The organism is Granulicella sp. WH15 (genome assembly GCF_009914315.1).
In the GTDB taxonomy this organism is placed as follows: Bacteria; Acidobacteriota; Terriglobia; order Terriglobales; family Acidobacteriaceae; genus Edaphobacter.
The window spans coordinates 3,134,186-3,156,801 of record NZ_CP042596.1; the positions used below are offsets into that span (position 1 = coordinate 3,134,186).

Below are 22,616 nucleotides of genomic sequence, written 5' to 3' on the forward strand. Positions count from 1 at the left end.
TATCAGGGATGCTATCGTTTAGAGGGGTGTCCTCATCCCCCTTACGACACCCAGAAGGATGGTTCATGGCTGAGATAGCATCCGAGCTGCGCAAGACCGCGCTCAACGCAACCCACCGCGCCCACAAGGCCAAGATGGTCGACTTCGGCGGCTGGGACATGCCCGTCGAGTACTCCGGCCTCATCGCCGAACACATGGCCGTCCGCACCGGCGTCGGCATCTTCGACGTCTCCCACATGGGCGACATCCAGCTCCGCGGACCCGGCTCGCTCGCCGCCGTGCAGAAGCTCCTGATGAACGACGCCTCCAAGCTCCAGGTCGGCCAGGCCCACTACTCGGCCATGCTCTACGAGAACGGCACCTTCGTCGACGACGTCGTCCTGCACAAGCTCTCCGACAACGACTACCTCATCGTCATCAACGCGGGCACACGCGAAAAAGACATCCAGTGGGTCCGCAGGACCATCGGCTCGATGCCCAGCATCCACATCAACGACTTCTCCGACCACTACACCCAGCTCGCCATTCAAGGCCCCCGCGCCGCCGAGACCCTCCAGAAGCTCACCAGCACGGACCTCAGCACCATCAAGAACTACTGGTTCACCTGGGGCCAGGTCTGCGGCCTCTACAACGTCATGATCGCCCGCACCGGCTACACCGGCGAGGACGGCTTCGAGATCTACATCCCCTCCGACGAGCCGACCAGCAGCCGCGTCTGGGGCGAGGTCCTCGAGGCAGGCAAAGAGTTCGGCATCATCCCCTGCGGCCTGGGCGCTCGCAACACGCTCCGCCTCGAGTCAGCCATGGCCCTCTACGGCCACGAGATCTCGGACACCATCAACGTCCTCGAAGCCGGACTCGGCCGCTACGCCAAGTTCGACCCCGCAGCCAACCCTGAAAAGGGTGACTTCGTAGGCCGTTCTGCTCTTGAAGCCGTAGCAGCCTCAGGCGGTCCCAAGCGCAAGCTGGTCGGCCTCGAGATGATCGAGCGCGGCATCGGCCGCGACGGCTACCGCGTCCTCAACCTCGCCGGAGAACCCATCGGCGAGATCACCAGCGGCTCCCCCGCGCCCTTCCTCAAGAAGAACATCGCCATGGCCTACGTGCCGGTGCAGTACGCCGGTCTCGACGAGGTCGTAACGGTCGAGATCCGTGGCCAGCAGGTCAAGGCCAAGGTCGTCCCGCTGCCCTTCTACAAAAAACCCAAGAAGGTCACCGCCTAAACTTTCCCCGAGGGCCAGCCCTCGGTCGACCACAACTCTCACACACAGGAACGGAGATCACCAATGGCTTACCCAGCCGAGTACAAGTACACCAAGGAACACGAGTGGGTCGCGGTCGAAGGCAACATCGGCACGGTCGGCATCACCGACTACGCCCAGAACTCCCTCGGCGACATCGTCTTCGTCGAGCTGCCCAAGGTCGGCGACACGGTTGACGCGGGCAAGAACTTCGGCTCGGTCGAGTCGGTCAAGGCCGTCTCCGACCTCTTCGCGCCCGTCACCGGCACCGTCACGGCGATCAACGAGGCTCTCTCCTCCGCCCCCGAGACCATCAACACCGCCGCCAACACCACCTGGATGATCAAGGTCGAGCTGAGCGACGCTGCCCAGCTCTCCACTCTGCTCTCGGCCGCCGACTACGAGGCCTTCATCAGCGAAGAGACCGGCCACTAAACCGCATCTCCGATGACCCCACCCATCGCACATGGGTGGGGTTCACAACGTCCCCACTAACCACAAGGGTCTTGCCTCATGGACATCTCCGCAGTCATCGGCGAAGAGCTTCTCGCGGTCGAGTTCGTACAGGACTTCCTCCAGCTCCGCTTCTCCACGCCGCTCTTCATCCTCTACGACTGGCCCCACGTCCTGCACACGGACTACTCGGTGGCCTACGGCGAGCCGGACTACCGCAACGCCCTCTGCGCGCTCATCGGCGAGACGGTCAGCGAAGCATCCCTCGAAGAGGGCGCAGCCCTCACCATCGAGTTTTCAAACGGCGTAGTCCTCGGCCTCTCGCTCCGCGAAGAAGACGTAGACTCCCCCGTCTCCGGCAGCTACTCCGAGACCGGCGACCCCACCGACGCCGAAGAGTTCTAGCCACCCCGAAAAGCGCTGAAGGCGCGCTCTATACCAGCCTAGGGCGAAGCCCTAGGTACCCGGTTACTCTGGCAGGACAAGGGCTGAAGGCCCGACCTATTCCCACCACAAACTTGTCCTGCCGGACGGGCCCGCTACGCGCGGGGGCGGGCGTTCGCACGCCTTTTTACTGCTTCGCGCGGCCCTCCCGCTGGTCGGAAACAAAAATCCCACCAACGGGAGGCCCCAAACTAAGGCGTGGTCACCTTCACAAACTCATCCGTATTCTCCCACCGCACATGCAGCTCGGTCTCATTCCCCTTCGTCCCATCGAACGAGATCGACATGACCTCCTGCGGCCTATCGAGCGTCTTCCCCTTCATAGGCACGCGCCCCAGATCCATCCCCTGGGTATACTCCGTGCCCCACTGCCCGGTCTGCTTGTTCACAATCAGCTTCCACTCCTTCGGATCCGGCAGCGAATAGATCGTGTACGTCCCCGCGGGCACCAGCAGAGCCCCAATATGCAGCGGCACCGGCGTAATCAGCGTCGTCGCCGGATTCGCCCCCGTCCGCCAGACCTGCCCATACGGCACCAACCCGCCCATAATCTTGCGTCCGCGCATCGACGGCGTGTTGTACTTGATGACAACCTGCTGTCCGCCAAAGTTTACGGTCGCCGTAGCAGGCGGGCTGGCCATCGGCTTCTTGGCGCCACCGCCCATATCCATCCCGCCCATCTGTCCAGTAGCGGCGACAGCACTCTGTGAAGCGATCAAAGCCAGCCCTGCCCCCAGCAGGGCCACGCGGAAGCAGTTAGAAACACGAAGACATCGCATGGAATCTCTCTTTCGGAAGGTATTGCGTTAGTGGAAAACTTCGCCGGTAGATACATCTTTAGACATACCAATGCTGTACTCGGCTGCTCTCCTCTGTCAAACAGCTATCCCCCCGGCCGCCGCTTAGTGGTAGCATGGAGATACGCGCCTGTAGCTCAGCTGGATAGAGCGGCAGCCTCCGAAGCTGTAGGTCGCAGGTTCGACTCCTGCCGGGCGCACCACCCCCCCCTTTATCCCACCTTGGAACACTCTCCACAAGAAAAATTGATCGTGGAAAGATCGCCGTCTGCTCCCTTTGATTGTTATGCTGCATCCAACGCTGGCAGAAACGCAGAGGAGATCAACGATGGCATTTGAAAATAACGAATTTCAGGAAACACTCCGGAGCGTGGGCCCGGAGTTTGGCTTTGACGCGACTTCGACCTTCGCCCCTTCCGCCCTGGCCGCATACGCCGACCTGGCAGCCGCAGCCAGTGACCCCGACGAGGACGAGGATGAAGATGATGAGGACGACGACTTCGAAGACGACGAAGACGAAGATCCCGATGACGAAGACCTCGAAGATGATGAGGACGAGGATGAGGACGAAGACGACCTCGAGTACGAAGATGACGAGGACGACGAGGATGAAGACGCGGACGACGACGAAGAAGACGATGAGGATGAAGATGACGAGGACGACGCCTAGCGCGTACCGTCCCACTCATCAGCCTGCATCCTGCTGAGTCAAAATCCACGTGCCCCATCTCCCGCTTCGGGGAGATGGGGCACACCTGTAACTACTCCGCAGCCACTACCTGCTGCGTCTGCTCCCCCAGCCCATCGATCCCCAGCCGGATCACATTCCCCGCCTTCAGATACTTCGGCGGCTTCTGCCCCATCCCCACTCCCGGGGGCGTGCCGGTCGAGATCACATCACCCTGCTGCAGGCTCATAAACCGGCTCAGGTAGCTGATCAGAAACGCCACCCCATATACCATCGTCTGAGTCGTCCCCCGCTGATACTCATGGCCATCGATCTCAAGCCACAGCGTCATATTCTGCGGATCGGCCACCTCATCGGCGGTCACCAGCCACGGCCCGATCGGCCCAAAGGTATCAGCGCTCTTGCCCTTCACCCACTGGCCGGTTCCCTCGAGCTGAAACGCCCGCTCCGACAGGTCGTTGACCACGCAGTACCCGGCCACATGCGAGAGCGCATCCTCCACGCTGACGTACTTGGCCGTCTTGCCGATCACCACCCCCAGCTCGACCTCCCAGTCCGACTTCTCCGATCCCCTTGGAATCTCGACCGTATCGTTCGGCCCCATGATCGACGAGGTGGCCTTCATGAACACCACCGGCTCCTTGGGCACGGCCATCCCGGTCTCAGCCGCATGGTCCGAGTAGTTCAGCCCGATGCAGATAAACTTACCCACCTGCGCCACGCATGGCCCCAGCCTCGGCGTCCCCTCCACCACCGGCAGCGTAGCCACATCAAGAGCCTTCAGCCGCGCCAGGCTCTCCGCCGAGAGCACGCTCCCCGCCAGATCCGGCACCACCCCCGACAGATCGCGAATCGTCCCATCCGCCGCCAACAAGCCGGGCTTCTCCTGCCCCGCCGCCCCATAACGAAGTAACTTCATAACCCCTGCTTTCCGTGTTGAAAAAACTAAATCAGCCAGCCGCCATCAATAATATGCGTCTGCCCGGTCGTAAACGAAGACTCATCGGATGCCAGATAGACCGCCAGATTTGCAATCTCCTCCGGCTTCCCCAGCCGCCCCATCGGCTGCCGCGCGATAAACGCCGCCCGCGTGGCCTCGATATCCGGCCCCTGCGCCGCCACCCGCTCACCCAGCGACGGAGTCTCCACCGTCCCCGGACAGATCGCGTTACACCGAATCCCCTTGGCCACAAAGTCCGCCGCAATGGCCTTCGTCAGCCCGATTACCGCACCCTTGCTCGCTCCATAGACGAAGCGGTTCGGAATCCCCTTCAAGCTCGAAGCGATCGAGGCCATATTCACGATGCTGCCCCTGCCCGCCTTCAGCATCGCAGGCAGAAACGCCCTACACGTCCGGTACATCGCGGTCACGTTCAGGTCGAAGGAGAAATCCCAGTCCTTCGCCTCACACGCAAAGATGTCGCCCTGATGCACATACCCCGCGCAGTTGAAGAGCACATCCAGCGCCCCCAGCTCAGCAGCCAGCGCATCCACCGCCTCCGTGCTCCTCACATCCAGCACCCGCGGACGGATCGAAGGATGCAGCGCCGCCAGCGCATCCAGCGCGCCCTGGTTGATATCCGTCGCCCAGACCGTAGCTCCCTCATCGGCAAACCGCAGCGCCGACTCCCGCCCAATCCCCTGCCCCGCCGCCGTAATCAGTGCGGTCTTTCCCGCCAACCTACCCATCGTGTTCTTCTCCCTAACTCCTTCTAGTGTCGCCCAGTTTTGTGTCTCCCAGAGCACAACCGCACAGGCGAATTTCCAAAACTCCCCTCCTGGTCCGCGTATCGGTATCGAGCTGCCCATATCAGGCAGAGCCTTCAACGTTGTACTCTGGTTCGGCGAAAGAGGAGACCAGATGATTACACGCAGAGCATTTCTCGATGGCGTCGCAGGCACAGCCATCGCCTCCACAGCCATAGCCTCCACAGCCCGCAGCTACGCCCAGATCCTCGGCTCCAACGAGCGCCTCAACTTCGCCGTCATCGGCCTGAACGGACGCGGTCAGGCCCATCTCTCCTCCCTCAAGGCCAACCAGTCCACCGCCCGCCTGGCCTATATCTGCGACGTCGATGCCCACGTCCTGGCCAAGGCCGCCACCGAGACCCAAAGCGAGTTCGGCTACGCCCCCAAGACCGAGGGCGACTTCCGCCGCATCCTCGATAGCAAGGACGTGGATGCCATTACCATCGCCACGCCCGACCACTGGCACGCCCCCCTGGCCGTCCTCGGCCTCCGTGCGAGCAAGCACGTCTACGTCGAAAAGCCCTCCAGCCACAACCCCCGCGAGGGCGAGCTGCTCGTTGCAGCTCAACGCAAGTACGGCAAGCACGTACAGGTAGGCGACCAGCAGCGCTCCTCCGACCACAGCATCCGCATCATCGGTCAGATCCACCAGGGCCTCATCGGCCGCGCCTACTTCGGCAAGGCCTGGTACAGCAACAACCGCAAGTCGATGGGCACCGGCAAGGTCGCGCCGGTCCCCGAGTGGCTCAACTGGGAGCTCTGGCAGGGCCCCGTCCCCCGCAGCCCCTACAAGGACAACATCCACCCCTACAACTGGCACTGGCTCCAGCGCTACGGCACCGGCGAGAGCCTCAACAACGGCACCCACGAGGTCGACGTCTGCCGCTGGGCCTTACAGGCCGAGTACCCCAATCGCGTCACCTCCTCGGCGGGCCGCTACCACTTCAAGGACGACTGGGAGTTCTACGACACCATGGTCACCAGCTTCGAGTACCCCGACAAGCTCATCTCATGGGAGGGCAAGTGCTGCAACAACATGAAGTACTACGGTCGAGACCGCGGCGTCCTGATCCAGGGCACCACCGGCACCGTCCTGCTCGACCGCGCAGGCTACGAGGTCTACGACCTTGACGGCGTCAAGAAGGACGAGTTCAAGACCCCCGAAAAGATCTCCAGCCACGACCTCCTCAGCAAAGACTCCATGACCGACGCCCACTTCGCCAACTTCATCGCCTCGATTCGCACCGGCGAAAAGCTCCACTCCCCCATCGAGGTAGGCAACGTCAGCGTCACCATGCTGCAGCTCTCAAACATCTCCTGGGAGGTCAAGCGCGACCTCAAGATCGACACCACTACCGGCCACATCCTCAATGACAACGAGGCCATGACCCACTGGAGCCGCACCTACGAGAAGGGCTGGGAGGTCCACGTCTAGCCTTACTTCACCTCAAGCAAACCCCGCAACCGGATATCTTCAGCAGAAGAACCCACCTGCAAATCGAAGCCACCCGGCTCAACCATGAAGCCCTTGGAACGAACATCATAAAAAGCCAGCCGGGAGACGGGCAGCGTAAACTGAACCCGCTTCGTCTCCCCCGGCTGCAACATCACCCGCTCAAAGGCCCGCAGACTCTTGATCGGCTGCACCACCGCACTGCGCCGCTGATGCGTATAAAGCTGGGCCACATCCGACCCCGCACTCTCCCCCGTATTCTTCAGGTCGAACGAAACCTCCACCGTCCCCGTCGCGGCCACCGATGCCGCCGACAGCCTCAGATGGCTGTACTCGAAGTGCGTATAGCTCAACCCATGCCCAAAGGGATAGAGCGGCAACCCCTTGAAGTAAAGGTAGGTGTATCCCTTCGACACGTCGTACTCATTCTGCGCAGGCACGCCATCCAGGCTGGCATAGACGGTATACGGCAGATGCCCTCCCGGATTGTCATCCCCGAATAGCGCCCGAGCAATGGCCGTGCCACCCGCCTCGCCCGGATACCAAGCAGCCAGAATCGCAGGCAGATGATCCTGCGCCCACGTAACCGCCAGCGGTCCGGCGTTCATCAACACCAGCACCGTCTTAGGATTCGCCGCAAAGACCGCCTCCATCAACTGCTCCTGCGCTCCCGGCAGATTCAGGTCACGACGATCATGCCCCTCCGCCTCCACCTTCAAATTCGTCCCCAGACAAAGCACAGCCACATCGGACCTGCGCGCCAACTCCACAGCCCTGGCAATCGCAGCCGAGTCCGCAGCCTCCACAAACCCCGCGCCCCTCTCATACTCGACACGCACCCCACTCCCCAGCAGCCCACGCAGCCCCGCCAGCGCCCCCTCTTTGCGAGCAGGCGTTCCATAGTAGTTGCCCGTCTCATAATCCGCATCGCCCGCCGGACCAATCACCGCAACCGAGTGAACCACCTCTTTCTTCAGCGGAAGAAAGTTATCCCGATTGCTCAGCAGCGTGATCGACTCCGCCGCCGCCTTCTCCGCAAGCTGCAAGTGCTCCGGCGACCGCACCACACTCATCGCCAGCTTGCTATAAGGACTGCTCTCCGGCGGATCAAACGCCCCCAGCCGGAAGCCCACCCGCAGTACCCGCGTCAGCGCACGGTCCACATCCTCCACCGAGAGCAACCCGCGCTTCACCGCCAGAGGAATATTCGTCTCGAACTCCGTATCGTCCGAGTCGTTGCCCGCCTTGATGGCCAGCGCCGTCGCCTCCACCGGGTCTTCCGTAGCCCGCTGCCCCGTCTCGGCAGAGCCAGAACGACGCCCCGAGAGCAGCGCCACCGCGCCGAGATCATCCGTCACAAATCCATCAAAGCCCCACTGATCGCGCAGAATCTCCGTCAACAGATAGTGATTGATCGCATCCGGCGTCCCATTGATCGCGTTATACGAAGACATCACCGACTGCGCATGAGCCTCCATAATCGCGGCCTTCCAGTGCGGCAGCCAGAACTCCATCAGGTTGCGCTCATCCACCTCGGCCGAGAGATGTTGCCGCCCCGTCTCCACGTTATTCACCGCAAAGTGCTTCACCGTCGCAGCCAGCTTCAGATGCTGCACATCATCGCCCTGCAAGCCCCTCACATACGCCACCGCCATCCGTGACGTAAGCCACGGATCTTCGCTGAAGACCTCCTGAATCCGCCCCCAGCGCGGATCGCGGCTGATATTAATCACCGGCGAGCGATACACCAGCCCATGCTTCGAGCGCGGCCCATCGGCCTTGGCGTTGTAGAGCGCACGCGCCTCATCGGACATCGTATCGGCGACCGTATGCACCAGCTCCGGGTCCCACGTCGCCCCCATCGCAATCGCCGCCGGAAAGAGCGTCGTAGGCTGCTTCGACCAGACCCCATGCAGCGTCTGATTCCACCCTCCCCACATCGGCACCTTCAGCCGCGGAATCCCGGTGTTGAGATGGTTGAGCTGCGCGGCCTTCTCCTCCAGCGTCATCCGTCCGATGAGGTCAGAGATACGCTGCTCCATCGGCTTCGCGGGATCGAGATAAGCAGGCTTCGCAGCATCCTGCGCAACCGCCAGCCCACAGCAAACAAAGAGTGCCAAAGCAACAGAACGATGCCTCATAGTCGATCCTCTCAAAGCAGAGATAGCTCTTACGAATCCTGCCGATGCCCCTCGGCACGCAGCGGCTCGACCACCGAAGCCATATCCTTCTCCGCGTAGCCATCCTCCATCGCCTGCTCAAAGAGCGCGTGCGCATTCGCAGCCGTAGTCAGCTTCACGCCATTCTCCTCCGCAGCCTCATACGCATACTGAAGGTCTTTCGTCATCAGCTTCAGCAAAAAGTTTACGGTGTAATCACGGCTGGTCATCCGCGCCGATATCCCCGCCAGCAGCGGACTCCCCGGCGCACCGTTCTTCAGAATCCCCAGCGCCTTCTCCCGATCCAGCCCACTCCGCTCGAGCCACACCAAAGCCTCAGCCAAAGAAGCCACCTGCACGCCGCAGAGAAAGTTATTCACCAGCTTCATCTTCGCTCCAGCCCCCGAAGGCCCCAGATGAATCACATCCTTGCTCATCGCCCGCAACACCGGCAGCGCCGTAGCAAGCCCCGCATCCGATCCGCCCACAAGAAACGAGAGCTGCCCGCCTTCCGCCTGCACCCGGCTCCCAGTCACCGGAGCATCCAGCAGTTCCAGTCCTTTTGCACTCGCCAACCCCGCCAACTCCTCCACCCAAGCCGGACTCAATGTACTAGCCTCCACCAGTACGGCCCCAACCTCCGCCGCCGCCAACGCGCCGTCCTCCCCCGTCCAAACCGCACGCGAAACAACATCATCCGCAAGCATCGCAACAATCACCTGCGCTCCCTTCACTGCATCCGCAGGAGTAGCCGCCACCCGCGCCCCCAGCTCCGCCAAAGGAGCCGCCTTCGCCGCCGTGCGGTTATAAACAGCCAGCGAAAACCCAGCCTTGAGCAGCTTCGCCGCCATCCCGCTCCCCATCGTCCCCAACCCAAGCAACGCTACCGATACCTGATTCATCCCTATCTCCTCTAAGCCAGCGACCGCACACGAACCGGTTGAGCCGTCTTTGCCACTTCACGAACAACGTTCCGCAGCGCCCGCCCAAAGCCTTCAAACGCCACCACCATCACATCGCCATCCCGCAGCACCACGCCATCGCCAAACGACAGCGCATCCGCGCCAAAAAAGTGCACATGCACACCGCCCGGCTGACGATGCCCCGCGAACTTGAAGTGATGATGCTCCAAATTCGCAAGACTATGGCACATATTCTCTTCCCCACTCGCAATGCTTTTCTGCCAGATCACCGAGCCATCCCGCTCGATCCGCACCTCCCCGCGCACATCCCCGAACCCTGCCCCCACCACAAGCTCCGGCCCCAGACTGCACTCACGCAACTTCGATCCCGCCAGGTTCAGATAGTTGCGCTTCTCGAACTTATGGTCAGAAAATTCATTGCCCTGCGCCATCCCCACAAGCCACGGCGTCCCATCCTGCGCAATCACATAGACCCCAGCCAGTTCCGCCTCTTCGCCCCCATCCTCCGCATGATCCGGTATCTCGAGCGCCGCAAAGGGAGCACGCAGCACCGAGCCATCGCCCTTATAAAACCACTCCGGCGCAACCCCAATCTCTCCCTCCGCCGGACGCCCCCGCTCCACACCCCACTCGAACATCCTCATGCTATCCGTCATGGGAACATCCGCTTTCGGAGCATCAGCCAGATGCATCGCCTGCCTCTGCCTCGCACTCCCCAGATGCGTCAACCCCGTCCCCGCCACCAGCAGCCGCGAAGGCTCCTCCGGCACATCAACCGGCGTCAGCAGCTTCCACTCAGAGTTCCCCCCATACACCTCGTCATAGGTCAGCACTTCTCCAGTAGCAAGCGACCGGGCATACTCCCCCAGCGACAAAGCATGCTCCAGACAATACAACGCCAGCTCATAGATCGAAGCCGCACCCACCAGACACCGCAGATGCGGCTCTTCAACCAGCGCCACCCGCCGCGCGGACGCACTCCCTAACTGCACCAGATGCATCGCCATCCTACCCCCTACCCAATCACCGTAAACCGCTTCAACGACTCTTCATTGATCGTAAGTCCAAGCCCCGGCACACTCTCGTCCAGATCGATATACCCATTCGTCGGCACCGGCTCCCCATCGAAGATGTACCAGAACAACTCATTGCCCACCTCGACATCCACCTGCGGAAAGAACTCCGCAATCGGCGAGTTCAGGCTAGCCATCACCACATGGTAGTTATGCATCTGCCCCGCGTGCGGCACCACCGGCACCTGAAACGACTCCGCCAGCGCCGAGATCTTCCGCGCCTGGCTTATCCCACCCACGCGGTTGGTATCGAACTGGATATAGTCCAGCGCATTGGCCTCCAGCAGAGCGCGAAACCCAAAGATCGTAAACTCGTGCTCGCCCCCCGCAATCGGCACCCGCCCATAAGCCTTCAACTCCTGATACCCCCTCGTATCATCCGGAATCACCGGCTCCTCCAGCCATCGCAAATTGAACCGCTCCAACAGCGGCAACATGCGCTTCGCATAGTCGAGAGTCCAACCCATGTAAGCATCGGTCATCAGGTCGATCCCATCCCCGATCACCTCCCTCACCGTACGCACCAGTTCCAGATTCTTCTGCATCCCGGCAGCGCCATCAATCGGCCCCCAGCCAAATCGCAGCTTCATCGCCGTATAGCCTTCGTCCTTATACCGCTGCGCCTCCGCGCGTAGTTCATCGAGCGGCATCGCGTACAGCCGACTGGCATAGACCGGAATCTTCTCCTTCGTCCTCCCGCCCAGCAGCCGATACACCGGTTGCTTCGTATCCTTGCCCAGCAGATCCCACAGAGCAATATCCACCGCCGAGATCGCCGTCATCGCCACACCCTTGCGCCCAAACGCCATCGTGCGCCGATACATCTGCTGCCAAAGATACTCCGTATCCCAGGGGTCACTACCGATCAACACAGGCTTCAGATAAGTATCAATCAAAGTCTTCGTCACCAGCGGCGAGAGTGCGGCATTCCCAATCCCCACCAACCCGCTATCGGTAAAGATCTCGACAACCACCCATCCATGAAACGCAAAGTTACCCATCGAAGCCTCACGAAAGGCCACCAGATCCATAGGGTTGGTGCAAAAGTGCGGAGGAAGCGGCACCGTCTTTCCTTCCCATTGAACGACACGCGTGCGGATTTCAGTGATCTTCATACTCTGCTCTCTATCTCCCTAAGGTCGGTGCTGCGAAGCGGTTGAATCCTGCCGGCGAACAAGAGAATGGCAAGAAAGCCGATAAGATGAAACGTGCCTACCAGGACAAACAACGTCCCATAGCCAAAGCCGTGGCCGAGCAGATATCCGGCAACAACACCGAAGATAGCCCCTCCAATCGCGCCGCCAAACCCAACCAGACCCGATACCGTACCCACCGCCGAGAGCGGAAAGATATCCGCGGGCAGCGTCATAATCAGGCCGGACCAGGATTGCTGACAAAAGAAAGCAAGACTGAACAGCAGAATAGCAAGCTGCACCGGAACCAACGGCACCAGCATCACCACAGGCATAAACAGCGCGCTCAGCCCCAACGCCCACTTACGCGCCGTATCCAGCGAATACCCCCGATGCAGCAACCTACTCGAGAAGTATCCCCCAAGAAAGCTGCCTACACCCGAAGCAGCATAAGGAATCCAGGCATAGTAACTCACCTGTTTAATATCGAAGCCACGCGCATCATAAAGATACTTCGGCAGCCAGAAGAGCAAAAAGTACCATGCCGAGTCACTCATAAACTTAGCGAAGACAATCGCCTGCACGCTATGAATACTAATGATCTGCCCAAAGCTGAGCTGCTCCCCAAGTAACCGGGCATCGACCGTGTTATCCGACAAAGTCAGCGAGTTACTCTTGTAAGTCAAGATCCACCACACGACCCACACCAACCCAAGCGTGCCCGCCGAAATAAAGACAGCCCTCCATCCACTATGTAGCAACACCAACCCGATCAACGGCGGAGCCAGCACGGACCCCACCGCCGTTCCCGCATTGATAATTCCCACAGCCGTCGAACGCTCCTCCGGCGGAATCCACTCAGCAACCACACGTACCGCAGCAGGAAACGCTCCCCCCTCCCCCATGCCCAGCAGAAAACGCGCTCCCAGCAACAACATGAATCCCGAAGCCAGACCATGCAGCGCACAGGCGATCGACCACCACAGCATAATGAGCATGAACCCGCGCCGCGTTCCCAACCGATCCAGCAGCCTCCCACCCACCGCATAGAGCGCCGCATAAGAGAGCAGAAACGCTGTCTGCAAATAAGAGAACTGCTGGTTGGAGATGGGAATATTCCGCTGGATCGCCGCGATGGCAACCGGCAGCGTCTGCCGATCGAAGTAACTAATCGCAATCGCAACCGTAACCAACGCAACAGCGTACCAGCGAAATTTACTCTCGCTGCTTAGTGCCTCATCCTGCTTTGTTTTCGACAAGAAGGTCATCTACACCTCTGCTGATCTACCGTTCTCATCTACCAAATCAAGTGCATCAACGATGTACCCTGCCTCGGCATCTCTGTAACTACCTTCACCTGCCCATCACTTACATCCAACCATTCGGGCGAAGTAAGAAGCTGTAACTGCCCCGCAGCCTTCAGCTCGGCATACTGCTTTGTACTAGGATGTTGCGGCGACCCCATCCCCAGCCAAACCGTATAAGCATTACTATGCGTATCATCCAGCCTATAGTGCTGAAGCAGCACCCGATGCACCTCCGCGGGAATCCCGCTGATCGTCACCGTCGTCGGAGTAGCCTCCGCAGCGCCATCGACGTCATGGTAGTTCCACACCAGCACCGCCGCCTCTCTATCGCCACGCGTAGCCAGCGCATCCACATCCGGAGCCTGCCGCACACCCGCGTTCACCAGCGTATCCAGCGGCACCTGCCCCGTGCTGCTCGTGCTCACACGATCACCAGCCATCAACCCAAACATACGAAACACATTCAATACCGGCTTATCGATCCCATTCGTAGCCAACGAGCGAAATCCTTCAAAGTAGTCTTTATCTTCAAACTCAAACGACCAGCTCAACATCGAGAGCAGGTTCACACCATGCCGATCCTGCAACTCAAACAGCCCTTTGAAGGCCGTAGCCGTATAAGCCGGATACAACGTCCCATTGCGATAGTTATTCGCCGGATTCACCTTCGACGAACACGCCGCACACCCTTCAGGATCGGCCTCGCTAATAATGATCGGAAGATTCTTGAACCGAGGATACGACGCGATTAGGGCAAACCCCTTATCGGCATCGTTCATCTCATTCTGAATCCCCATCGTCACCTTGCCGTCCTTGATCGTCGGCAGTCCCTTCGCATGGAACGAGATAAAGTCCATCGGCAGCGGCTTACCATTAGCCGCGCTTTTACCCGAGTTCACATGCTCCAAGAAGTTTTTGAAAAAGAGATTGGCCTTCGGATTCCTTGGGCTGGTTGTCGCAGGCCCACCTACCTTCGCCCCCGGCAGCGCGGTCTTTACCCCCAGCACCGCATAGTCATACAGCTTCCAATACTCCTCAGGAGACGTATGCCAGTAATCAATATCCGGTTCATTCCACACCTCGAAGTACCACTTCAGCACCTCCTCCTTGCCATACCGCTCCACCAAATGCGCCGTAACCACACGAGCCAACTCGCCCCACTTCGCATAGTCCTTAGGCGGATTATTCGACTTACCCGAGATCGCAGACCCCGGATAGTGCACCTGGTAAGGCTCATGCCGATTCGGCAGATCAGCCGCAAGATCCTTCGGCATAAAACCCAGCTCCACCATAGGCCTTACACCCTTCTCCTTGAAGGTATCGAAGATGCCATCCAGAATTTTGAAGTCATATATCGGCTTACCATTCGCATCTTCGCTATAAACATTGGTCGAGCTGAATTTCAGCTCAGCCTTGCCATCACCCGAAGTCAGTAGATGGTGCGCGCGAATATACACAGGCACCGGACTGAGATCATGTAACTCCCCAAGCAACTCCCTGCCATGACGCATGGTGGTGTAATTTGCTTCGTCATATCCAAACCAGCTATAGATCGGCTTATAACTCCCCACCTTCTTCGTCAGATCCACCTGAATGGAAACTGGCGGCTGGCTCGACGACGCCACCGGCTCAGGCACCGTCCCCTGAGCCAGCATCGTCATAGCAACCAGAACCTCAGCAGTAAGCGCCCCCAATAAGACCACGCGTTTCAAACCCGTCATCATGCTTCCTTTCACGTTTAGAAGTTGTACTTGAGCGCAAACTGAATATCACGCGACGGAACCGAGGTGCTGGTAACCTGCGCCCCACCAGCCGAGTCAATCGTAGTCAAGACAGCCGAAGAGGTGATGCTCGAGTTAGGAGCACTAAAGCTGGTGGTATTCGTCAGGTTGAAGAACTCCGCCCGGAACGAGAGCGTGCTCTCATGCGGCATCGCAAAGTTCTTGAAGATGGAGGCATCGTACTGCCGATACAGGTCCGAGCGCTCCACATCGGCATGTACCGTTCCATACTGATACTGCGGCGCATCCACATACTTGGCCCGATCAAACCACTGCGCCACCGTGGGGTGAAAATGCGGCGTTCCACCAGCCGGATTCAGGTTTGGACGTTGATTCGCTACACCTGTATTCGCAACATCAGTCGAGACAACCGGCGTAAACGGCACGCCACTCCGTACTGCAATAATCGTCTGGATCTGCCATCCCCCCAGCGTATTATTCACAATCCCGTTCGCATGGTTCAGATACCGCCGTCCCTTCCCAAACGGCAACTCATAGCTACCACTGAGCGCCAGATTCTGCGGCGTGTCATAGGGCGAGATTGCATACTCATACCCCGAGTTACCACCCAGCCCAGGCGACTGATTGAACTGGAAGAACTTCGACCACGTATAAGCCACTAGACCCGTCAATCCATAACCTGTCCGATGCTCCACCTTAGCCTGCAACGAGTTATAGTTCGTCGAAGTATCCTGCGTGAAGAAGTTAATCGTCCCCCACGGCTGATAGGGCCGCCGCGCCTGAATTGCACCCGCTCCAGGTTTCGGATCGTTGAAGTCATTGGTCCCATTCAGATCCACACCATGGTTCCCGACATAGCTCACTTCCAGCACGTCGTTCTGTGTGAGCTGTTGCTGAACGCCAAGGCTATAGTGCTCGTTATAACCCATGTTCATGTGCACCTTCGATGGCGCCAGCGTCGGGTTAGCTGTCGCCGAACCCAAAGCCGTCCCCAGGAAGAAGTTACCCAGCGTACGCGTAGGAACCACATTGGTCGTCTGGTTCTGCGTCTCCGCAAGCCGGAACGGCAGCATATTCAAATTGACGCGCCCGCTCGATCCCTCCGGCTCATAAAACATGCCGAAGCCTCCGCGAATTACAGTCTTCTTCGTAGCCGAGTACGAGAAACCAACACGCGGCCCAAACTGTCTCTTATCCGTATAAGTAATATTCGAAGGCAACCCAGCCGAGCTACTCGTCTGTATGTACTGACCGAAGAACTGGTAAGCCGCCGGAGCGGCAAGCTGCGAGCTAAGATCCGGAACCGTACCCGAACCAGAAACAATAATCGGCTTCGTCTGAGTAGGATCGAACGTACCCACCTGGCCCTTATAACCATCCAGCCAAGGCGAGTATTCATACCTGAGACCGGCATTAATCGTAAGTCGATCACTTACTCGAATATCATCCTGAAAGAAGAACTGCTTGTAGATCTGCTGTCCACCAAAGTTCTGAGCCGGATAAGCACGCGCCACGGAAGAAGGATAGCCCAGCAGAAAGTCCGCATAAGCATCTCCAGTCCCAGCCTTGCCAGGCAGCGCAGTCTCACTCCCGTTAAAGGTAAACTGCCCCGCATAAGTCTCGCTGTCATACCCCAGCCACTGGTAATAACGAAACAGCACACCAAACTTGATCGACTGCTTCCCTTTCAGGATCGTAAAGTTCTCCGTACCCTCCACCACCTTGCGGTCCTGCGACTTAGGCCGTTGATCGAAGGCCGACCCCAGCAACTGACTATAACCACTCCAGTTATAGTCCGGGAAAGACCCACTTCCATTTCTCAGCTGCGCACTCAGCCCCGTCACACCGAACATCGCGTTATAGTCAGGTCCCTGCAAAAACGCTGACAACCGCACATGGCTCGGAAGATAGTGAACACGCGCCTCATTCACCATATGCGTCCCCACATTCGTGATAACCCCCAGTGCAATATCCTGCCCAATCGAACTCAACTTGGCCGTTCCCAGCAAGGGCGAAGAGTTGGGATCCACCTCGTGATTAGTTACATAAATCCACCGCGCAAAGAGCCGATTACTCGCGTTGATCTGATGATCGAGACGCACCGTATATTGATCGAAGTCGATCGCCTGCGAGGGAGCATAAGTAAAAGTTCCCGTTGACGAGGTAGGCTCATAGGCCTGAATCGCCAGCGCCTGCGATGCCAGCCTTCCACTCGGAATCGTGTTGTTAGTGAAGGGCAACCGAACGGTAGTACCAATCGGTGTAGTGCTTGTCGCGCCATTGCTCAAGCAGGCATTTGTCAGCGAGACAGTGCAGGTAGTCGACGGATCATAGATCGTCTTCGATCCGAAGTTGCCGCCACGCTGAGCATCGGTCGGCACAACCATCGCCTCAGGCAGCCCCTGACGCAGTCTCTGCCCCTCATAGTTGAAGAAGAAGAACGTCCTGTCCTTGCCGTTATACAGATGCGGTATCGACAAAGGCCCGCCCAGGTCGCCGCCAAACTGGTTTCGCTTCAGGATCTGCCTCTGCGTCAAAAAGTAGTTACGCGCGTCCAGCTTATCGTTGCGGATGAACTCGAAGATGCCGCCGTGAAACTTATTCGTGCCGCTCTTCACCGTCGCATTGAAGAACGCGCCACCGCGGTTGTACTCCGAAGAGTACGGGCTCTGCTGCACCGAAAACTCCTGCAGCGCATCAATCGAGGTCTGGATAAACGTACCGCCCTGGTGCTGCTCACTAACGTCCACACCGTCCAGCAAGAACGACGTGGCACTTCCGCGAATACCACTGATGACATTCCCATTCACAATCTCAGGCCGAATCGCCAACGAGTTACCCGTAGCCGCCTGCAACGATGCTCCAGGAGTCAACTCCGCCAACCGATAGAACCCGCGCCCATTCAGCGGCAGGCCGGTCAACTGTGCATTCGTAATCACCTGCCCTACCGTGGCTGAGTCCGTCGTCAGCAAAGGTGCGCCCGTGCTCACCTCTACCGAGATCGTAGACTCACCCACCTTCAGCGTAAGATCCTCACGCACAATCTGCCCGACCTGTACCTCGATCTTCGAGGTAGTGATCGATTGAAATCCCGGCGCCGTCACGCTAAGCGAATACAAGCCCGCCTGCACCGGCGTCACGACATAGTTGCCGCTGCCATCTGTCACAGCACTCTGCGTAATGTTGGTTCCCGTATTAGTCAGTTTGATCGCCGCGCCGACAATGACAGAGTCCTGCGTATCCACGATCCGGCCTACAAAGCGCCCCTGCTCCACCTGCGCCATCGCCGAGTTGACGAATACCGTCAACATCATTGCGAAGACCCCAAGCTTTACCGCTCTAACGAAATCTTTCATCTTTATGGCTCTCCTTACCGCAGACTTATCCACGCCATCGCCATCTATTGCTTTCGCAAACGCGCACAAAGGTAGTACCTATAAAACTCTCCTGTCAACACCGTTCCATCATTTATTTTTTTGGTCTATCGCCACATGCGCGGACATTTACCCACAAATCAAAAATATCCCCACAACAACGATCATTCCATCGTCAATAGGTACTACCTATTGATTTTCATATAGCGCTGAAGGCTTTGACTTTGTCAGTCCAACCCAAGCACTATGGGACGATGAACAACCGGCGGAATCTCCAGATGGCCAGTGCGAAGCAGGTCCTGAACAACAAGGACGACGTCACACATCTGCTTATCCTTCGCTTTCAGCAGATGCTGAGCGAAGGCATCCTCACGCCCGGCACCAAGCTGCCGCCCGAGCGCGAGCTTGCGGCACACTTCAAGGTGGCCCGCTCCTCCCTGCGCCAGGCCCTCAAGGTGCTCGAGATCATGGGCGTCATCACCCAGAAGGTCGGCGACGGCAGCTACCTCAACCGCGACGCCTCCTCCGTCCTCGCCGTCCCCATGGAGTTCCTCTTCCTACTCGACGACACATCCGTACAAGAGTTAACCGAGCTACGCTTCCTCATGGAGCCGGCCCTTGCAGCCAAGGCCGCCGAGCGCGCCAACTCCGACGACATCGCCCTCCTCCGCCAATCCATCGCCGACCTCGAAAACAGCGAGCGCGACCGCGTCAAGCTGGTGGCCTCAGACCTTCTCTTTCACCGAGCTATCTTTCAGGCATCCGGCAATCGCCTCACGGGACGCCTCTTCCACACCATTCATCGCGCCATGCTCAACATGATTATGGTGACCTCGCAGCTAGTAGACCTTGAGCATACCGTCGCCTTCCACAAGCCCATCCTGGCCGCCATCGAGCAGCGCGACGCCCCCCTGGCCGCGCGCCTGATGACCGCGCACCTCACCGACGCTAATGAGCTGCTCACCCTCGGCCGCGAGCAGGAAAAGGCCCGCACCCTTCGCAACCACATGGCCACCACCACGCTAGCGGTACAACCAAAATCGCCGCGAGCCACCAAAACACCCGCAACCAAACTAGCCGCCACCCAGCCTCCTCGCAAATCCATACGTCGCACCTTGACGAAACACATCTGAACCTGTTTCCCTTGCGGGCAATCTTTATCCGAGCGTTCGCCGCGGCTGCTATCTGAGTGGAAGGTATGGAATGATGAACAAGCGTGAGTTTCTCAAGTCTTCAGGAGCACTAATGGGTAGCAGCCTTCTCTCAAAACTCCCCCTGGCCGAAGCCGCCACAGCCCGCACCAACTGGGCGGGCAACCTCACTTACAGCACGGATCACCTCGACCTGCCCGCGAACCCCGAAGAGGTCAAACACCTCATCGCCGCCCACACTCACCTCAAGGCCCTGGGCACGCGCCACTCGTTCAACGACATCGCCGACAGCACCGAGGAGCAGGTCTCCCTCCAGCACCTCGACTCCATCGAATTGGACACCACAGCCCGTACCGTCACCGTCGGAGCCGGAGTCACCTACGGCCAGCTCGCCCCCTACATCGACAGCCGCGGCTTCGCCGTCCACAACCTGGCCTCTCTCCCACACATCTCGGTCGTAGGAGGCTGCGCCACAGCCACGCACGGCTCCGGCCTCCATAACGGCAACCTCTCCACCGCCGTCCGCGCCATCGAGATCGTCCTCCCCGACGGCACCCTCAAGACCTTCACCCGCGAGCACGACGCCGACTTCCCCGGCATAGTCGTGGGCCTCGGCGCGCTCGGCATCATCACCCGCATCACCCTCGCGGTCGAGCCTCGCTTCGAGATGACCCAGGTCCTCTACGAAAACCTATCTTTCGACGAGCTTCAACACAACCTCATCCCCATCTACTCCAGCGGCTACTCCGTCAGCCTCTTCACCGACTGGCAGCACCACCGCGCCACCCAGGTCTGGATCAAGCGCCGCACCGACGGCGGCAACGCCACCCACATCTCCCCCCAGTTCTACGGAGCCACCGCCGCCACCAAAAAGCTCCACCCCATCTCCGGCGTCTCAGCCGAGAACTGCACCGACCAACTCGGCGTCCCCGGCCCCTGGTACGAGCGCCTCCCGCACTTCAAGATGAACTTCACCCCCAGCCAGGGCGCGGAGATCCAGAGCGAGTACTTCGTCCCCCTTGACCGCGCCTACGAGGCCATTCTCGCCGTCGAGCAGCTACGCGACCAGATCACCCCTCACCTCTTCGTCACCGAGCTGCGCACCATCGCCCCCGACGACCTCTGGCTCAGCATGGCCTACCAGCGCCCCTCGCTCGCCCTTCACTTCACCTGGAAGCGCGAGTGGCCCGCGATCAAGCAGATCCTCCCACAGATCGAGGCCAAGCTGGCCCCCTTCGACCCGCGCCCCCACTGGGCCAAGACCTTCACGATGCCTCCCGCGCAGATCCAGGCCCACTACCCCCGCATGAAGGACTTCAAAGCCCTCCTCGCGAAGTACGATCCCAAGGGCAAGTTCCGCAACCACTTCCTCAACACCAACCTCTACAGCGCCTAGCTCTACCTGATGCTGCCGGTCTCCTCCGGCAGCATCAGCAGGTAGGTCATAAACGCCAGGTGCTTGCTATCGGGAGCCCACGACGGCACATTCATCATGCCCGTCCCGCCCACCACATTGGCCAGCGTCCGCACCTTCCTGTCCTCAAGCGACATGATCCTCACCGCAATATCCGTATTCGTCGGATGCCCCGTCGTCCCCGCCGGATAGCTCTGAAATACCATCCACTTCCCATCGGGCGAGACATGCGGTGTCCAGTTCACCATCTCGTCGAAGGTGATCTGCTCCGGCACGCTTCCATCCGTCTTCATCCGCCAGATCTGCATCCCCCCACTCCGATCCGAGTTGAAGTAGATGTACTTCCCGTCAGGAGAATAATCCGGATCGTCACTCAGCTTTTCCCCAGAAGTAATCTGCTTCTCCTCCCCACCCGCCGCCGGGATGACAAAGATATCCCCCGACCCATGCGCGGGCCGAGTAAACGCAATGGTCCTACCATCCGGCGACCAGCTATGCCAGTAAGAAGATCCATGCTCGGTCACCATCCTCGGCGTCCCACCCGGCGTCGCCCCGCTCATCGGCACCGCATACACCCGCGTCTCCGGCTTATCCAGCATCGCGCAGGTAATCGCCAGTTCCTTCCCGTCGGGCGACAACCCATGACTCCCTCCACACCGCACCGCCGCCCCAACATCAATCACCTTCGGCTCCCCACCCTTCACCGGAACCATCATCATCTTCCCGTTCTGATTGAAGATCAGCGACTGCCCATCCCTGGTCCAATTAGGAGCCTCCATCCGCCCCTCGGTCGTATAGACCACCTTGGCTTGAAGAAACGCCGGATCGATCGCCATCGTCTGCAACGTGCTGTAGACCACCGAGGTCTCCAACTTCACATTCGAGAAGACCGCCTTCTCGGTCACCTTCGCATCGTGCGAGCACACCCCCAGCCCCACATAAAACGAGTCCCACAGCCGCACCTTCATCGACGCCCCCACCTGGTGCAGCGGCTCGCCATTGGCGCTCAGGAACATCGTCACCGCATCCCCACGCCGCACCAGCCGAATCCGCTTCGGCGCGGCTACACTTACCTCGATATCCTGCGTCCCCCCGCCCTTCACGCGGCGATACTGCAACACCGTAGCCCCCACACCATGCTGCGTCACGGCCACATAGGGACTATCCGTATCCAGCCCCTGCCTCACCATCAGCATCGCCTTGCGCCGCGGATAGTGCGTCCCCGCCGTATCGGGAAACGTGACATCGGCCGTCAGCGCCACATCTCCCGAAACCTTCTTCCAGACAAAGTGGAAGTTATCGCTCGCGTCCCAAAGATCGGCCCCAGCCGCGGCGATCGTATACGTCCCAGCCGCCGCGTCATACGCCGCCGTACCCGCTGGAGTCACGCTGCCAATATCCGTCTGCCCCTCAAAGATCCCCAACGCACTCTGAGCAACCAACGATCCCACGCAAACAAGCAGACCAGCAAAAAGAACTCCACCCACACGCGCGAATCTTCTGAGCACAAATAAC

The 22,616-nt window shown here is 59.4% G+C and carries 18 protein-coding genes and 1 tRNA gene; 8 read left to right on the forward strand and 11 right to left on the reverse strand.

Annotation, left to right across the window (positions count from 1 at the left end; genetic code table 11):
- Positions 1 to 65: 65 nt before the first annotated feature.
- The 3 genes from gcvT (at position 66) to FTO74_RS13105 (ending at position 2,099) form a co-directional block, all read left to right on the forward strand.
- On the forward strand, positions 66 to 1,223 hold the full coding sequence (gcvT, locus tag FTO74_RS13095; protein ID WP_162538547.1) for a glycine cleavage system aminomethyltransferase GcvT: 1,158 nt from the start codon (positions 66 to 68) through the stop codon (positions 1,221 to 1,223).
- A 63-nt stretch (positions 1,224 to 1,286) separates the two neighbouring features.
- Positions 1,287 to 1,676, forward strand: a complete 390-nt coding sequence (gcvH, locus tag FTO74_RS13100) for a glycine cleavage system protein GcvH (protein ID WP_162538548.1) — start codon at positions 1,287 to 1,289, stop codon at positions 1,674 to 1,676.
- Positions 1,677 to 1,754: 78 nt separating this feature from the next.
- Positions 1,755 to 2,099: a hypothetical protein gene (locus FTO74_RS13105; protein WP_162538549.1), complete on the forward strand. Its 345-nt coding sequence runs from the start codon at positions 1,755 to 1,757 to the stop codon at positions 2,097 to 2,099.
- Positions 2,100 to 2,329: 230 nt separating this feature from the next.
- On the opposite strand, the gene FTO74_RS13110 is transcribed toward FTO74_RS13105, so the two are convergent.
- Positions 2,330 to 2,917, reverse strand: a complete 588-nt coding sequence (locus FTO74_RS13110) for a DUF2911 domain-containing protein (protein WP_162538550.1) — start codon at positions 2,915 to 2,917, stop codon at positions 2,330 to 2,332.
- Positions 2,918 to 3,061: 144 nt separating this feature from the next.
- On the opposite strand from FTO74_RS13110, the gene FTO74_RS13115 reads away from it, so the two are divergent.
- Both FTO74_RS13115 and FTO74_RS13120 read left to right on the forward strand, forming a co-directional pair.
- A tRNA-Arg gene (locus FTO74_RS13115) sits at positions 3,062 to 3,138 on the forward strand.
- A 125-nt stretch (positions 3,139 to 3,263) separates the two neighbouring features.
- A complete protein-coding gene (locus tag FTO74_RS13120) occupies positions 3,264 to 3,605 on the forward strand; it encodes a hypothetical protein (RefSeq protein WP_162538551.1) in 342 nt (113 codons plus the stop codon).
- A gap of 91 nt (positions 3,606 to 3,696) precedes the next feature.
- On the opposite strand, the gene FTO74_RS13125 is transcribed toward FTO74_RS13120, so the two are convergent.
- Both FTO74_RS13125 and FTO74_RS13130 read right to left on the reverse strand, forming a co-directional pair.
- The gene (locus FTO74_RS13125; protein WP_162538552.1) at positions 3,697 to 4,542 is read right to left on the reverse strand and encodes an ureidoglycolate lyase; all 846 of its coding nucleotides are present in this window, start codon (positions 4,540 to 4,542) and stop codon (positions 3,697 to 3,699) included.
- Between the two features lie 26 nt (positions 4,543 to 4,568).
- Positions 4,569 to 5,312, reverse strand: a complete 744-nt coding sequence (locus FTO74_RS13130) for an SDR family oxidoreductase (RefSeq protein ID WP_162538553.1) — start codon at positions 5,310 to 5,312, stop codon at positions 4,569 to 4,571.
- Between the two features lie 172 nt (positions 5,313 to 5,484).
- Between FTO74_RS13130 and FTO74_RS13135 the strand changes: the two genes are divergently transcribed.
- Positions 5,485 to 6,807 carry a Gfo/Idh/MocA family oxidoreductase gene (locus FTO74_RS13135; protein ID WP_162538554.1) on the forward strand — a complete coding sequence of 441 codons (1,323 nt, stop codon included), beginning with the start codon at positions 5,485 to 5,487 and terminating at the stop codon, positions 6,805 to 6,807.
- 2 nt (positions 6,808 to 6,809) lie between these two features.
- Here FTO74_RS13135 and FTO74_RS13140 read toward each other — a convergent pair whose 3' ends face one another.
- From FTO74_RS13140 to FTO74_RS13170, 7 genes are read right to left on the reverse strand one after another with little or no spacing between them, the layout of a single operon-like run.
- Positions 6,810 to 8,966 (reverse strand): glycoside hydrolase family 3 C-terminal domain-containing protein, encoded by a 2,157-nt coding sequence (locus tag FTO74_RS13140; protein WP_162538555.1) that lies wholly within the window; start codon positions 8,964 to 8,966, stop codon positions 6,810 to 6,812.
- A 29-nt stretch (positions 8,967 to 8,995) separates the two neighbouring features.
- Entirely contained in the window at positions 8,996 to 9,886 is an 891-nt protein-coding gene (locus tag FTO74_RS13145; RefSeq protein ID WP_162538556.1) for an NAD(P)-dependent oxidoreductase, read from the reverse strand.
- Positions 9,887 to 9,897: 11 nt separating this feature from the next.
- Positions 9,898 to 10,914, reverse strand: a complete 1,017-nt coding sequence (gene araD1 / locus FTO74_RS13150) for an AraD1 family protein (protein WP_255462253.1) — start codon at positions 10,912 to 10,914, stop codon at positions 9,898 to 9,900.
- Between the two features lie 8 nt (positions 10,915 to 10,922).
- Positions 10,923 to 12,095, reverse strand: a complete 1,173-nt coding sequence (locus FTO74_RS13155; protein ID WP_162538557.1) for an L-rhamnonate dehydratase — start codon at positions 12,093 to 12,095, stop codon at positions 10,923 to 10,925.
- A complete protein-coding gene (locus FTO74_RS13160) occupies positions 12,092 to 13,372 on the reverse strand; it encodes an MFS transporter (RefSeq protein ID WP_255462254.1) in 1,281 nt (426 codons plus the stop codon). The genes FTO74_RS13155 and FTO74_RS13160 overlap by 4 nt, the downstream gene beginning before the upstream one ends.
- A gap of 38 nt (positions 13,373 to 13,410) precedes the next feature.
- Complete coding sequence (locus FTO74_RS13165) at positions 13,411 to 15,144, reverse strand: beta-xylosidase (RefSeq protein WP_255462255.1); 1,734 nt, start codon at positions 15,142 to 15,144, stop codon at positions 13,411 to 13,413.
- A gap of 14 nt (positions 15,145 to 15,158) precedes the next feature.
- Positions 15,159 to 18,518, reverse strand: coding sequence for a carboxypeptidase-like regulatory domain-containing protein (locus FTO74_RS13170; RefSeq protein WP_162538559.1), 3,360 nt, complete (start codon positions 18,516 to 18,518; stop codon positions 15,159 to 15,161).
- A gap of 242 nt (positions 18,519 to 18,760) precedes the next feature.
- Between FTO74_RS13170 and FTO74_RS13175 the strand changes: the two genes are divergently transcribed.
- Together FTO74_RS13175 and FTO74_RS13180 are read left to right on the forward strand one after the other, a co-directional pair.
- Positions 18,761 to 19,669, forward strand: a complete 909-nt coding sequence (locus FTO74_RS13175; protein ID WP_255462256.1) for an FCD domain-containing protein — start codon at positions 18,761 to 18,763, stop codon at positions 19,667 to 19,669.
- A gap of 112 nt (positions 19,670 to 19,781) precedes the next feature.
- On the forward strand, positions 19,782 to 21,083 hold the full coding sequence (locus tag FTO74_RS13180; RefSeq protein WP_255462257.1) for a D-arabinono-1,4-lactone oxidase: 1,302 nt from the start codon (positions 19,782 to 19,784) through the stop codon (positions 21,081 to 21,083).
- Positions 21,084 to 21,085: 2 nt separating this feature from the next.
- On the opposite strand, the gene FTO74_RS13185 is transcribed toward FTO74_RS13180, so the two are convergent.
- Positions 21,086 to 22,552, reverse strand: coding sequence for a PD40 domain-containing protein (locus FTO74_RS13185; protein ID WP_162538560.1), 1,467 nt, complete (start codon positions 22,550 to 22,552; stop codon positions 21,086 to 21,088).
- Positions 22,553 to 22,616 lie beyond the last annotated feature (64 nt).